Below are 14709 nucleotides of genomic sequence, written 5' to 3'. Positions count from 1 at the left end.
GTCACCGGGCCGACGGTGACCGCCGGCAAGGGAGATCGGGGGTGCGCGCGTGCGGATCGGACTGCTCGCGGAGGGTGGCTACCCGTACGCCACCGGTGAGTCCGGACGGTGGTGCGAGCGGCTCGTACGCGGGCTCGGGCAGCACCAGTTCGACCTCTACGCCCTCGGCCGGACCGGCACCCCGCTGCCCCTGCCGCCGAACGCCCGCGTCGCCGGCGCCGCCTCGGAGCGGCAGGGACCCGGTGAGCACCGCACCTCCCGCCGGGCCTACGGACGCCACGAGCGGCGCCGCTTCGTCGAGGCCTACCACCGGCTCGCCACCGGCCTCTGCGCCGAGGACGACGAGCCTTCCCACGGCGACGGACCTGAGACCTCCTCCACCGGGGCCCCCTTCACCGGCACCTCCCCCGCCGCCGCCTCCTTCGCCGACGGTCTCTACGCCCTCGCCGAACTCGCCCGCGAACGCGGCGGACTGCCCGGCGCGCTCCGCTCCGACGATGCCGTCCGCGCCCTGGAGTCCGCCTGCCGTGCGCCCGGCGCACGCCGGGGCGCGGCCGCCGCCGGACTCCGCGACCACCTCGCCTTCGCCGAGCACCTGGAGCGGGCCCTGCGCCCCCTCTCCCTCGACTGGTACGGGGAGGAGGCGCTCGGCGCGGCCGACCTCTGCCACGCCGCCGCCGGAGGCACCACCGCCCTCCCCGGCCTGCTGGCCAAACGCTTCTTCGGCACCCCGCTGCTCGTCACCGAGTACGGCGTACCGCTGCGCGCCCACTACCTCTCGGCAGCCGGCGCCGACCGCTCCGCCCCCCTCCGCACCCTGCTCGCCGCCCTCCACGGCCGGCTCGCCGCCGAGATCTACGGGCAGGCCGCCCTCCTCACCCCCGGCAACGCCCACGCCCGCCGCTGGCAGGAGAAGTGCGGTGCCGACCGGGCCCGCATCCGCACCGTCCACCCCGGCATGGCCGCCGACCGCTTCGCCGAGGTCGGCGAGGACGAGGAGAGCGGCGACCCCGCCACCCTCGTCTGGGTCGGCCGCGTCGAACCCGCCAAGGACCTCATCGGCCTCCTCCACGCCTTCGCCGAGATCAGGGCCCGGCAGCCCGACGCCCGGCTGCGGATCGTCGCCGTGCCCGCCCGCGAACCGGCCGCCGGCGCGTACCTCACGTACTGCAAGGGGCTCGCGGCCCAGCTCTTCCCCGACGAGGCGGCCGGGGCGCACGCCGTCGGCGAGAACCCCGTCACCTTCGAGGAGCTCGGCGGCCCCGAGGCGCCCACCCTGGAGGACACCTACGCCTCGGGCGCGCTCGTCGTCATGTCGAGCCTCGTCGAGGGCTTCCCCGCGAGCCTCGTCGAAGCGATGTTCTGCGCACGGGCCACCGTCTCCACCGACGTCGGCGCCGTCGTCGAGATCATCGGCGGCACCGGCCTCGTCGTCCCCCCGCGCAACCCCCGGGCGCTCGCCGACGCCTGCCTCGCGCTGCTCCGCGACCCCGAGCGGCGCCACCGGCTCGGCGCCGCGGCCCGCGCCCGCGCGCTCGAACTCTTCACGGTCGAACAGAACCTCGCCGCCTTCCGCGGCATCTACCTCGAACTCCTCTCCCGCGCGCCGGTGCGCCACCGCCCCGGGGACGGCGTCCCCTTCGCCCACCCGGCCGAGGCCCATGTGCCGGGCAGCTGGGCGCCCAAGGCCGTGACCGCGGGGACAGGAGCCCCCGATGCCTGAAGGAGGCACCCCCATGCGCGGCTCCGCCGCCCCGACGAGCCCCGGAGCCTGGGACGCCCGCTCCGAAGCCCTCCTCGGCACCCCCGCCCTCACGCCGTCCGGCACCCTCGACCTGCGCGCCCCCGCCCCCGAGGACCCCGTCGAGGCCGCCCCCTCCGGGATAGCCCCGACCCCGGGGACGGCCTGGACCGCCCCGGAACCGACGCCGGACACCCCGGAACCGGCGGATGCCGTGGTGGGTGCCGCGCCCGGCGCGGGCGGTGAGCCGGAGGCGGCCGCGGCGCACGCCCCGGGACCCGCCCCCGCCGCCCGGCCCTCCGTCTCCGTCCCCGCGGCGCCCGGCCCCGCTCCCACCGCCTCCCGCCCCCGTCGCGGAACCGCCGACCCCGTGAAAGTCCTCATGCACCGGCACCGGGAGCTCTGCGAGCGGGCCGTCGACCCGCTGGAGATCGCGGCGGGGCTTGAGGCGCAGGGGTTCACCGACCGGACCGCCGCGCGGTTCCGGCACCGGGACGTGTTCTCGCTGGCGGAGGAGCTGTACGCGCGCGTGCCGCGCGGGCAGGAGAAGCCCGCGGCCGCCGCGGAGCCGGAGGGGGCGCGGGCGCCCTGGGTGCTCGCCTCGCTCGCTCCCGGCGGGGTCGCCGGGCTGGCCGGGATCGGACTCGCCCTCAGCTACGGGCCGGTGCGCCTCGCCGTGGGGGCGGCCGGGGCGCTCGCCCTCGGCGGGGCACTGGTCCTCGCCGTCCGCCGGGGCCCGCTGCGCGCCCCCGACGGCGGGACCGTCCCCGCCGCCGGGCTCTGGACCCTCTGGCTCCTGGCGTACGCGGCCGGCGGCGACGGACTCCTGGAGGAGGTCCTCAGCGGCGGCCCCGACGGGCCCTGGCGGCTCACCCCCGCCCCCCTCCTGGCCCTCGCCCTCGCCGTCGCCCCCGCCGCCTGGGGCGCCCACCTCTTCGCCCGCCGGGCCCGCCGCCGGATCGCCGACAGCCGGGGCCTCGCCGACTTCGCCGCCGCCACCCGGCCACTGCTCCTCGGCACCGTGACCCTCCAACTCCTCGCCCTCACCGCCCTGCTCGCCCTCACCGGGTTCAGCCCCGGCGCCCTCGCCCTCGGCGCGCTCCTGCTGCTCGCCCGGCTGCTCACCGTCCACGGCTTCCCCGAGACGGCCTCCGCCGCCCTCGGCGCGGCCAGTGCCGGCGAGGCCCTCGCCCTCGCGAGCGTCCTCGCCGCCCGCCTGCCCCTCCCCGGCTTCGACGCGCTCGCCACCCCGGCGCGCGCCCTCGTCGCGGCCTGGGGCCCCGGGGCCGTACCCACCCTCGTCTGCGGCGCCGCCGCGCTCGGCCTGCTGGCCCACGCGACCGGCGCCCTCGCCCGGGCCTCCGCCCACGTCACGCCCTGAACCACCCGCCCACCCGCGGAGCCGACGCCGCGGGCGTGCCCGTCACCTCTCTCTCATCACCGCAAGGAGACCGAAGACCATGACCCCTCAAGCCCAAGCACCGGCCGGTCGGCACGTAGGGGCCGCACGATGAGGGTGCTACTGCTCGGAGCCAACGGCTTCATCGGCCGCTTCGTCGCCGACCGGCTGCTCGCCGACCCGGCCGTCCACCTCACCGCGCTCGGCCGGGGCGACGACGCCGACGTCCGCTTCGACCTCGCCTCCGGCAGCCCCGGCGCGCTCACCCGCTTCCTGGACGCCGTCCACCCCGGGGTCGTCGTCAACTGCGCCGGAGCCACCCGCGGCGGCGCCCGCGAGCTGACCCGGCACAACACCGTCGCCGTCGCCACCGTCTGCGAGGCCCTGCGCCGCAGCGGCTGCGGGGCCAGGCTCGTCCAGGTCGGCTGCGCCTCCGAGTACGGGCCGAGCCAGCCCGGCTCCTCCACGGCCGAGGACGCGATCCCGCGCCCCGGCGGCCCGTACGGCGTGTCCAAGCTCGCCGCGACCGAACTCGTCCTCGGCTCCGGGCTCGACGCCGTCGTCCTGCGCGTCTTCTCCCCGGTCGGCCCCGGCACCCCCGCCGGCTCCCCGCTCGGCCGCCTCGCCGAGGCGATGCGCCGCGCGATGCAGGCCGGGGACGGCGAGCTCAAGCTCAGCGGCCTCGGCGTGCAGCGGGACTTCGTCGACGTACGGGACGTGGCGCGGGCCGTCCACGCCGCCTCCCTCTCCGCCGCCCAGGGCGTCGTCAACATCGGCACCGGCCGCGCCGTCCGGCTCCGGGACGCCGCCGCCGTCCTCGCCAGGGTCGCGGGCTACGCCGGCAACCTGCACGAGCTGGACGGCCCGCACGGCATCCCGCAGCGGCCCATGATCGGAGCCCCCCGCACCGAGGGGACCATCGCCGACCAGCTGGCCTCCGCCCCGTACCCGTACCCCGACGGCTGCGGACCCTGGCAGCAGGCCGACGTCCGCACCGCCCGCGACCGGCTCGGCTGGCGGCCCCGGATCAACCTGGAGGAGTCCCTCGCCGACATCTGGATGGAGGCGGCGTGTCGCATCTGACGACGCCCACGGCCACCGGGGCCGTCCGGGCGCTGGGCTTCGGCGTCCCCGGCTACGCCCATCCGCTGCTCGCCCCCGTCGAATGGGCCGAGCTGACCCGCCCCGGGACCCCCCTGCACTGGGCGGTGCTCAACGTGGCGGAGGGCCCGGGGACCCGGCCGGACCCGCACTGCCTGGAGGCGGCCGGGAAGCTCCGTGACGCCGGGGTCAAGGTCCTCGGGCACCTGGACCTGGCGTACGGCTCCCGGCCCTTCGGGGAGCTCGTCTCGGACGCCCACCGCTTCCTCGACTGGTACAAGGTCGGCGGCTTCTACCTGGACAGGGCCCCCGCGGACCGGGCGGACCTGGCCGGGACGCGGCGGCTGACCGCGACCCTGGAGGCCGTCCTCGGCGGCGAGGCCCACCTCGTCCTCGGCCACGGCACCCACCCCCACCCGGGGTACGCCGAGACCGCCGACCAGCTGGTGACCTTCGCCGGCTCCTGGGCGGACTACCGCTGGTCGCAGGTGGCGGAGTGGACCGCCGCGTACACGGAGGCCAAGTTCGTCCACCTCGTCCACGGCGTCCCGCGCACCCACCTCGACGAGGCCCTGCGGATCGCACGCTGGCAGGGGGCGGGGACGATCTTCTTCACCGACCGCGCCGGCCGCCCGGGACAAAACGACCAATTCCATACCCTGCCCGGCTACTGGGACGAAATCGTCTCGCGGATTGGACCGGGTGTCTCGGAATGAGAAGGGGCGTGGCAGTGTTACGGGGAGAACAACCGTACTGACATACCGACCACCGGAGTCCCCGTGTCGCTGCCACCCCTGGTCGAGCCGGCTGCCGAGCTCACCGTAGACGAGGTCCGCAGGTACTCCCGCCACCTGATCATCCCGGACGTCGGGATGGACGGGCAGAAGCGGCTGAAGAACGCCAAGGTGCTGTGTGTGGGCGCCGGCGGCCTCGGTTCCCCGGCCCTGATGTACCTGGCCGCCGCCGGCGTGGGCACGCTCGGCATCGTGGAGTTCGACGAGGTCGACGAGTCGAACCTCCAGCGCCAGATCATCCACAGCCAGGCCGACATCGGCCGCTCCAAGGCGGAGTCCGCGAAGGACTCGGTCCTCGGCATCAACCCGTACGTGAACGTGATCCTTCACGAGGAGCGGCTCGAGGCCGACAACGTGATGGAGATCTTCGGCCAGTACGACCTGATCGTCGACGGCACCGACAACTTCGCCACGCGCTACCTGGTGAACGACGCCTGCGTGCTGCTGAACAAGCCGTACGTCTGGGGCTCCATCTACCGCTTCGACGGCCAGGCCTCCGTGTTCTGGTCCGAGTACGGCCCCTGCTACCGCTGCCTCTACCCGGAGCCCCCGCCGCCGGGCATGGTCCCCTCCTGCGCCGAGGGCGGCGTCCTGGGCGTGCTGTGCGCGTCCATCGGCTCCATCCAGGTCACCGAGGCCATCAAGGTCCTGGCCGGCGTGGGCGACCCGCTGGTCGGCCGCCTGATGATCTACGACGCCCTGGAGATGCAGTACCGCCAGGTCAAGGTCCGCAAGGACCCCAACTGCGCGGTCTGCGGCGAGAACCCGACCGTCACCGAGCTCATCGACTACGAGGCCTTCTGCGGCGTCGTGTCCGAGGAGGCCCAGGAGGCGGCGCTCGGCTCGACGATCACTCCCAAGCAGCTCAAGGAGTGGATCGACGCCGACGAGAAGATCGACATCATCGACGTCCGCGAGCCGAACGAGTACGAGATCGTCTCGATCCCGGGCGCGCGCCTGATCCCGAAGAACGAGTTCCTGATGGGCAACGCCCTCCAGGACCTCCCGCAGGACAAGCGGATCGTCCTGCACTGCAAGACGGGTGTCCGCAGTGCGGAAGTCCTCGCGGTGCTCAAGTCCGCGGGCTTCGCGGACGCGGTCCACGTCGGCGGCGGCGTGATCGGCTGGGTGAACCAGATCGAGCCCGAGAAGCCGGTCTACTAGGACGGTGTGACGGAAGGCCCCGGACCTGAGGTCCGGGGCCTTCCGCCGTCTCCTGGCGTCACTTGCAGACCGTGGCCGAGGCCGGGACCTTCCCCGCCAGCAGGTAGTCGTCCACCGTCTTCTTCACGCACTTGTTGCCGCTGTTGTACGCGCCGTGGCCCTCGCCCTCGTACGTCACCTCCACGCCGACCCCCTTGCCGAGCGCGTTCACCATCGACCGGGCGCCCTCGTACGGCGTCGCCGGGTCGCCGGTGTTCCCGACGACGACGATCGGCGCCGAGCCCGGGGCCGAGACGTCCGGGTGCTCCCAGCCCCCGGGCACAGGCCACTGCGAGCAGCTCGCCAGCGACCAGCCCATGAAGTCGCCGAAGACGGGGGAGGCCTCGCGGAACTGGCCGAGCCGCTCCTTCGCCTGCCCCAGGGTGTAGCGCTCCTTGAAGTCCACGCAGTTGATCGCCGCGTTCGCCGCCTGGATGTTGCTGTACGAGCCGTTCTCGCCGCGCCCGTTCATCGAGTCGGACAGGGAGAGGAGCAGTGCCCCGTCGCCGCCGTCGGCCGCGTCGAGCCCCTGCTCCAGATACGGCCAGAACTCCTTCGAGTACAGGGCCTGCGCGATGCCGTTGGTGGCCTGCGTCTGGGTCAGTTTGCGGTCGCCGATGCCGGCGATCGGTTCCTTGTCGAGGGCCGTGAGGAGGTCGGTGATCCCCGCCTCGATCTCGGCGACGGTGCTGCCGGGCAGGGCGCACTCGTCGCCGCGGTCCACGCAGTCCTGGGCGAAGTTGTCCAGCGCGAGCTGGAAGCCCTTCGCCTGGCCGAGGGCGCCGTCCTCGACGCCCGCCTCCGGGTCGACGACCCCGTCGAAGACGGCCCGGCCCACGTTCTTCGGGAACATGTGGGCGTAGACGCCGCCGAGCTCGGTGCCGTACGAGATGCCGAAGTAGTACAGCTTCTCGTCGCCGAGGACCTGGCGCATCAGGTCCATGTCCCGGGCCGCGTTCTCGGTGCCGACGTGCGGCAGGGACGCGCCCGCCTCCCGCTCGCAGCCCTTCGCGTACCGCTTCTGCGCGTCCGACAGCGTCCGCTCCTCCGCTGCGTCGTCGGGCGTGAAGTCCAGGGCGTAGTAGGCGTCGAGCTCCTTGTCGGTGGCGCACTCGACGGGGTCGCTGCGGCCGACCCCGCGCGGGTCGAAGGAGACCAGGTCGTAGCGGCCGCGCAGGGTCTCGTAGTCGGTGGCGAAGCCGGGCAGAGCGGTGACGCCGGAGCCGCCGGGCCCGCCGAAGTTGAAGACGAGCGAGCCGATCCGCTTCGCGCTGTCACGGGCCCTGGCCCGGATGAGGGCCAGCTCGATGGTCTCGCCCTCCGGCACCGACCAGTCGAGCGGCGCCTGGAGGAAGGAGCACTCCCAGACGGTGCCGCCGGGCAGCGCGGAGGGCGCGGCCCCGCCGCCCTCCGCCGCCGACGGGGCCGGGCAGGGGGCCCAGGACAGCTTCTGCGCCGTCAGCGCCGGGCGCGCGGGCGAACCGGTCGGGGTCACCGCGTCCGCCGCCTTGTCTCCCCCGTCCGAGCATCCGGCGGCGAGCAGCACGGTGGCGGCGGTGAGCAGAGCGGCGCGCTGGGCGGCGGAGATCGGCATAGGCCCATCGTGGGCCGCCGCCCCCGCCCCCGCGCGGGACGGGGGGCCAAGCGGGTGGTCGGCTACAGGGCTTCCCGCTTCGTCAGCCAGTTGAAGCAGATCCATCCCGGCAGCACCGGGATCCACAGCGTGAGCAGGCGGTACAGGAGCACCGCCGGGGTCGCGACCTCGATCGGCAGGCCCACCGCCACCAGGCCGAGGGTGAGCGCGCCCTCGACCGCGCCGACGCCGCCCGGGGTCGGCGCCGCCGAGCCGAGCGCGTTGCCCGCGAGGAAGACGACGGCCACGCTCGCGTAGCTGAGCGTCGTGTCCCCGTGCCCGAAGGCCCGGATCGAGGCGTCCAGACAGAGCACGAACGCTCCGGTCAGCAGCAGCATCCCGCCGATGCCGGTCGCCAGCTTCATGGGCCGCTGGAGCACGTCCAGCATGCGCGGCACGACACCGGCGAAGAGCGAGCGCAGCCGTGTCGACACGAACTTGCGCATGAACGGGATCGCCGTCACCACCAGGACGAGGACCGCGACCGTCAGCAGGCCCGCGATGACGGTCCTCGACGGGGTGAAGGACTGCGACTTCTCCGTGCCCGTCAGATAGCCGAAGGAGAGCAGGAGCGTGATGTGCACCCCGAGCTGGACGAGCTGCGAGGCGCCGACGCTCGCCACGGCGAGTCCCGGGCGGACGCCCGCGCGCTGGAGGAAGCGGGTGTTCAGGGCGACGCCGCCGACCGCCGCCGGGGCGACGATCTTCACGAAGGACCCGGCGACCTGCGCCGCCGTCGTCCGCCAGAATCCGACCCGCTCCGGCACGAAGCCCAGCAGGCTCATCGCCGCCGCCACGTAGCTGAGCGCCGAGAACAGCACGGCGGCCGCCACCCAGCGCCAGTCCGCCTCGCTGACCGTCGACAGCGGCGTACGGGCGATCTGCGAGAGCAGGAAGTACGCGGCGACCGCGCCCGCGATCAGGCTGACCAGGGTCCGCGGCTTGATCCGCTCCAGGCGGACCGGCTCCACGGGGGCCTGCGGGCGGATCAGCAGCACCTGCTGCCGGATCTGCGCGAGCAGGTCCTCCTCGCGGGCCTCGTCGAGGGCGGTGTCGAGGGCCCGCTTCTCGGCCTTCTTGTCCGCCTTCTTCTCGGCCTTCGTCTCCGCCCGTACGGCCTTCCGGCCCGCCGCCGCCTCGGCCTTGGCGAGCTCCCGCTCGTGCTTGGCCGCCTCCGAGGCCGCGAGCACGGCCTCCCGCTCCCGCGCCGACCGCTCTCGGGCCCGCTTCCGCAGCGTCGCGCGCGTGGAGCGGCTCAGCGCGATCGGCTGGAGCAGCGGCAGGCAGTCGGCGACGGCGTCCGGACCGAGCACCTCGACGGCCGCGGCGACCGCCCGCTCCGCCCCGATCCGCAGCCCCAGGGTGGTGAGCAGCTGGGCGATGTCCATCCGCAGGACCAGGTCGCCGGCGGCGATCTCGCCGCCCCGCAGATCGGTGAGGACGACCTTGCCGGAACGATCCACCAGGATCGCGTCCCCCGTGAGCCTGCGGTGCGCGATCCGGCGCGACTGCAGCGCCCGGACCTGCCGCCAGGCGCCGTGGACCAGTTCGTCGGTGATCTCGGAGTCGTCGAGGGAGTCCAGGCTCCGGCCGCCGATGTGCTCGTACACGAGCATCACCGCGTCCGGACCGAGCTCCGAGGTGGCGATCAGCTTCGGCGCGTTCGCCCCGGCGGCGATCGCCGCGTACGCGAGGAGCGCCTCCTGCTCCAGGGCCTGGCGCAGCGAGACGATCGAGCGGCGGGTGGTGATCGTCCGCAGGGTGATCCGCCGCCAGGCGCGGTAGAAGAAGCCGTGCGCCTGCTGCTCGCGGTCGACGACGGTGACGTCGAGCGGCGGCCCGTCCTCCAGGGTCACGATGTACCGGCGGCCCCGGTCCCCGCTGTCCGCCGAGTCGGGCACGCCCTCGGCGCGCAGCGCGGTCACCGGCCGGAAGCCGACCCGGCGCAGGCCGGCGAGGAGGGTCTGCCCGGTGGGCCGGACGTTCGGCGAGCCGACCGCGTACAGCGTGCCGTACGCCACGGTCCAGCCGATCAGGACGGTCAGGATGATCGAGAGGGCGGTGGTGTAGCCCGCCACCAGCATCGTGAAGGCGTCGAGCAGCAGCACCACCCAGAGCGACACCCGCCAGCGTGGCCTGCGGGCCATGCCGACGGCGGTCATGTACGCGATGACCGGGGCGAGGTAGTTGTGCACCGGGTCCGTCAGGCCGCCGCCGGACTGCGGCTGGGTCAGCGCGTCCTGGATCGTGCCGGGCGCGGCCTGGGCGACCCAGAGGTCGGTGGCGAGGGTGACGCCGTGCGCCAGGACGGCGGCGAGGACGCCGTCCGCGATGCGCAGCCCGTCGCGTTTGATCAACCGCTCGATGGCGAAGGCGACCGGCACGAGCAGGACGGCGATGGAGGAGACGAGACCGGCGATCTTGACGAAGACGTCCGGGGCGCCGACCGCGCCCTTGTTGATGTCCTGCTCCAGACCCGAGGTCGTGCCGTGGGCGAACGCCGCGACGGCGATGACGAGCCCGATGGCGAGCAGACCGCCGAGCAGCCGCATCAGGTCGGAGGGCCGGTGGACGCGGGCGGCGAGCAGCGGCTCGTCACCGGAGACCTTCTCGGGCACGTCGGGCCGGGCCCCCTCAGGAGGCTGCGTGTCCTGCCCCATCACCATGTCCGTCTCTGCATGCGCGTCTTGTCGATCTCGTTCTTGTTCTAGCTCTTGTACGTGTCGCTCTTGATCTCGTATCACCAGTCACCGCCCGGACGATGGTGGCACGAAGAGCTCCCGGGCGGAGGCATCAGGGCCATGTCGGTGCGGTGAGGCAGGATGGGGCGGATGAGCGAGGAGGAAGCCATGGGGGAGACCGCCGGGGGCACCGCGGGGGACGTCGTCGAGGGCACCGGAGAGCTGCCCGAGTACGCGGAGCGGGTGCTCGACGTCGCCGACGCGATCCCTCCCGGCCGCGTCATGACCTACGGCGACGTGGCCGAGTGGCTGGGCGAGGGCGGACCGCGCCAGGTCGGCCGGGTCATGGCCCTGTACGGCGGGACGGCCCCCTGGTGGCGCGTGGTCCGCGCCGACGGCACGCTGCTCCCGGGCCACGAGCTGCGGGCCCTCGACCACTACCGCGAGGAGGGCACCCCGCTGCGCGCGGCGGGCCCGGCGGCCGAGGGGCACGTCCCCCGGATCGACATGCGGCGGGCGCGCTGGGACGGCGGCGCGGCCTCCGGAGAAGGTGCGGGAACTCACATCTGAGGGTCCCGCCCCGGTCGGCCCGGGCGGGAGGGGCCCGTGGGGGTGGAGGCGGTGCGGAGTACGGCTCGTCGGCGTCCCGCTTCGCGTAACGTCGTCGTTCGCTTCTTCCGAGGCGGCGGCCACGGCACACGGCCGCCTCACCCGCACCACCACACCCACCAGGACCGGCGAACCACGTGAGCTCCTCCTCCACCACCCGGCATACGCCGCCGCACCAGGGACAGCCGTACCCGGGTCCGGGACGGCAGCGGACCCCGGGCGCGTACCGACTGGTGCGCACCACGCCGGCCCCGCTGGATCCCCCTCAGCTGGACGCAGTCCAGCGGCAGGTGGTTGACCACACCGGCGGACCTCTCCTCGTCCTCGCCGGACCCGGCACCGGCAAGACGACCACGCTGGTCGAGGCCGTCGCCGCCCGCATGGAGAAGGGCGCCGACCCCGAACGCCTCCTCGTCCTCACCTTCAGCCGCAAGGCCGCCGTCGAACTCCGCGACCGCATGGCCGCCCGGCTCGGCGGCCGCCGCCCGCCGCAGGCGACCACCTTCCACTCGTACTGCTACGCCCTGATCCGCGCCCACCAGGACGCCGAGCTCTTCGCCGAACCCCTGCGGCTCCTCTCCGGACCCGAGCAGGACCTCGCCGTCCGCGAACTCCTCGCCGGCCAGATCGACCTGGAGAAGGCGGGCCTCGGGGGCGTCCGCTGGCCCGACGAACTCCGCGCCTGCCTCACCACCCGGGGCTTCGCCGACGAGGTGCGGGCCGTCCTCGCGCGCTCCCGCGAGCTGGGCCTCGGACCGGACGCCCTCGCCCGCTTCGCGGACCGGGTCGGCCGCCCGGACTGGAAGGCGGCGGCCGGCTTCCTCGCCGAGTACCTCGACGTCCTCGACCTCCAGGGCGTCCTCGACTACGCGGAGCTCGTCCACCGGGCCGTCCCGATCGCCCGGGACACCCGCCTGCCCGCGTACGACGCGATCTACGTCGACGAGTACCAGGACACCGACCCCGCCCAGGTCCGGCTGCTGCACGCGCTCGCGGGCGGCGGCAGCGGCACGGTCGTCGCCTTCGGCGACCCCGACCAGTCCATCTACGCCTTCCGCGGCGCCGACGTGAACGGCATCCTCGACTTCCCCGCCACCTTCGGCGGCTCGGACGTCCACGTCCTCCGCACCTCCCGCCGCTCCGGTGCCGGGCTCCTCGGGGCGACCCGCCTCCTCGCCCAGCGGATGCCGATGCCCCGGCTCCCCGCCGACAAGGTCCGCGCCCACCGCGAACTCGCCCCGGTGCGGGACGGCGGCCGGGCGGAGGCGTACACCTACCCCACGGCCTCGGCGGAGGCCGAGAACATCGCCGACCTGCTGCGCCGCGCCCACCTGGAGGACGGCGTCCCCTGGCAGGACATGGCCGTCCTCACCCGCGCCTCCTCCACGCTCCCCTCCCTCCGCCGCGCCCTCACCTCGGCGGGCGTCCCCGTGGAAACGGACGCGGCGGACACCCCGCTGCGCCACGAACCGGCGGTGGCGCCACTGCTGCTCGCGCTTCGTGCGGTGGCGGGCACCGCCGGCAACCCGGTTGTGGGCAGGCGTTCCGCGGGGGCGGAACGGGCGGGCACCACCACCCACGGCGCCGCACCCGCCCCGGACGCCGAGCCCGACGCGCAGCCGGACGACCCCACGGACTGGCTCCCCGTGGAGACCGCCCTGGAACTCCTCGCCTCCCCCCTCGCCGGAGTGGACCCCGCCGACCTCCGCCGCCTGGGCCGAGCCCTGAGGGACGAGGAGCGCGCCGCCGGCAACAAGGTCCCGCCACCGTCCGACGTCCTGCTCGCCCAGGCGCTGGCGCAGCCGGAACGCCTCGCCGTCCACGACCCCGCCTACACCAAGGGCGCCCACCGCCTCGGCCGGCTCCTCCAGGAGACCCGCACCCTCCTCGACGCCGGCGGCACCGCCGAAGAGGCCCTCTGGGTGCTCTGGAAGGGCACCCCCTGGCCCGGCCGCCTGGAGCGCGCAGCCCTCCGCGGCGGCCCCGCGGGACGCAATGCCGACCGTGACCTCGACGCCGTCTGCGCGCTCTTCGAGACCGCCGCCCGCGCCGAGGAGCGCGTCGGCGGCCGGGGCGTCCTCAACTTCCTCGAAGAGCTCGACGCCCAGGACATCGCGGCCGACACCCTCACCCGCCGGCACATCCGCCCGGACGCGGTCCGCCTCATGACCGCCCACCGTTCCAAGGGCCTGGAGTGGGGCTTCGTCGTCGTCGCCGGCGTCCAGGAGGGCCTCTGGCCGGACCTGCGCCGCCGGGGCTCCCTCCTCGAAGCCGACCGCATCGGCCGCGACGGCCTCGCCGAACCGCTCACCCCCGGCGCCCTCCTCGCCGAGGAGCGCAGGCTCTTCTACGTGGCCGCCACGCGCGCGCGTGACCGGCTCGTCGTCACCGCCGTGAAGGCCGCCGCCGAGGACGGGGACCAGCCGTCCCGGTTCCTCACCGAGCTCGGCGTCGAGCCGAAGGACGTCCCGGGCCGCCCCCGCCGCCCGCTCGCCGTCTCCGCGCTGGTCGCCGAGCTCCGCGCCACCACCGTCGACCCGGAGGCCTCGCCCGGGCTCCGGGAGGCGGCCGCCGAGCGGCTCGCCCGGCTGGCCGCGCTCACCGACGAGGACGGCCAGCCGCTGGTGCCGGCCGCGCACCCGGACCGCTGGTGGGGCCTGTTCGAGCCGACGCGCAGCCCGGCGCCGCTGCGCGAGCGCGACCGGCCGGTGGCGCTGTCGCCGAGCTCCCTGGAGAACCTCGTCGGGACGTGCTCCCTCCAGTGGTTCCTGGGCCGCGAGGTCAAGGCGTCGGCCCCCGCCACCGCCGCCCAGGGCTTCGGGAACGTCGTCCACGTCCTCGCCGACGAGGTCGCCTCCGGGCGCACCCCGGCCGACCTCGACGTCCTCATGGCCCGGCTCGACTCCGTCTGGGACGCCCTCGCCTTCGACGCGCCCTGGAAGTCGGCGCAGGAGAAGCAGCACGCGCGCGTGGCCCTCGAACGCTTCCTGAGCTGGCACGTCATGGACCGCGGCGGCCGCACCCCCGCCGCCTCCGAGCACGGCTTCGACGTGACCCTGGAGGCGGGGGAGTACGAGGTCCGCATCCGGGGCTCCATGGACCGCGTGGAGACCGACGAGCACGGGCGCGCGTACGTCGTCGACTTCAAGACCGGGAAGTCGGCCCCCACCAAGGACGAGGTCGCCCACCACCCGCAGCTCGCCGTCTACCAGCTCGCGGTGCGGGAGGGCGCCCTCGACGAGGTCTTCGGCGGCGCCCGCCCGGAGCCCGGCGGCGCCGAGCTCGTACAGCTGCGGCAGGCCGCCCCGAAGAAGGAGGGCGGCGACGCCCTGCCGAAGGTCCAGGCGCAGGAGCCGCTGACCGGGGAGTGGGTCGGCGAGCTGCTCGCGAACGCGGCGGGCCGGGTCCTCGACGAGCGGTTCGCCCCGAGCACCGGCCAGCACTGCGCGACCTGCGCCTTCCGGGCCTCGTGCAGCGCCCAGCCGGAGGGCCGCCAGGTCGTCGACTGACACCCTCCCGGTGCCGGGCGCGGAGTAGCGGGCACGCGC

General features: G+C 74.9%; 9 protein-coding genes. 7 read left to right on the top strand and 2 right to left on the bottom strand.

Translation table 11 applies throughout. The features are described 5' to 3' along the window. Positions 1-49 precede the first annotated feature (49 nt). From ACH4TP_RS01820 to moeZ, 5 genes are all read left to right on the top strand, one after another. A complete protein-coding gene (locus ACH4TP_RS01820) occupies positions 50-1723 on the top strand; it encodes a glycosyltransferase (protein ID WP_398189384.1) in 1674 nt (557 codons plus the stop codon). Positions 1724-1736: 13 nt separating this feature from the next. Continuing rightward, the gene (locus ACH4TP_RS01815) at positions 1737-3122 is read left to right on the top strand and encodes a hypothetical protein (protein WP_398189381.1); all 1386 of its coding nucleotides are present in this window, start codon (positions 1737-1739) and stop codon (positions 3120-3122) included. Between the two features lie 129 nt (positions 3123-3251). Then, positions 3252-4223 (top strand): NAD-dependent epimerase/dehydratase family protein, encoded by a 972-nt coding sequence (locus ACH4TP_RS01810; protein ID WP_389231622.1) that lies wholly within the window; start codon positions 3252-3254, stop codon positions 4221-4223. Further along, entirely contained in the window at positions 4211-4957 is a 747-nt protein-coding gene (locus ACH4TP_RS01805; protein ID WP_389231619.1) for a spherulation-specific family 4 protein, read from the top strand. The genes ACH4TP_RS01810 and ACH4TP_RS01805 overlap by 13 nt, the downstream gene beginning before the upstream one ends. Positions 4958-5020: 63 nt before the next feature. After that, positions 5021-6199, top strand: coding sequence for an adenylyltransferase/sulfurtransferase MoeZ (gene moeZ, locus ACH4TP_RS01800; RefSeq protein ID WP_398189375.1), 1179 nt, complete (start codon positions 5021-5023; stop codon positions 6197-6199). 58 nt (positions 6200-6257) lie between these two features. Here moeZ and ACH4TP_RS01795 read toward each other — a convergent pair whose 3' ends face one another. Then, a complete protein-coding gene (locus ACH4TP_RS01795; protein ID WP_398435220.1) occupies positions 6258-7832 on the bottom strand; it encodes an alpha/beta fold hydrolase in 1575 nt (524 codons plus the stop codon). Between the two features lie 62 nt (positions 7833-7894). Further along, positions 7895-10537: a lysylphosphatidylglycerol synthase domain-containing protein gene (locus ACH4TP_RS01790; protein ID WP_389231610.1), complete on the bottom strand. Its 2643-nt coding sequence runs from the start codon at positions 10535-10537 to the stop codon at positions 7895-7897. Between the two features lie 156 nt (positions 10538-10693). Here ACH4TP_RS01790 and ACH4TP_RS01785 point away from each other — a divergent pair, with 156 nt between their 5' ends. Together ACH4TP_RS01785 and ACH4TP_RS01780 are read left to right on the top strand one after the other, a co-directional pair. Beyond that, positions 10694-11122, top strand: a complete 429-nt coding sequence (locus ACH4TP_RS01785; RefSeq protein ID WP_389231607.1) for an MGMT family protein — start codon at positions 10694-10696, stop codon at positions 11120-11122. Between the two features lie 176 nt (positions 11123-11298). Further along, positions 11299-14670: an ATP-dependent helicase gene (locus ACH4TP_RS01780; RefSeq protein ID WP_398435218.1), complete on the top strand. Its 3372-nt coding sequence runs from the start codon at positions 11299-11301 to the stop codon at positions 14668-14670. Positions 14671-14709: the final 39 nt, after the last annotated feature.

This window comes from Streptomyces sp. NPDC021012 (assembly GCF_044333355.1).
GTDB lineage: Bacteria > Actinomycetota > Actinomycetes > Streptomycetales > Streptomycetaceae > Streptomyces.
This window is presented reverse-complemented; position numbering and strand designations above follow the sequence as displayed.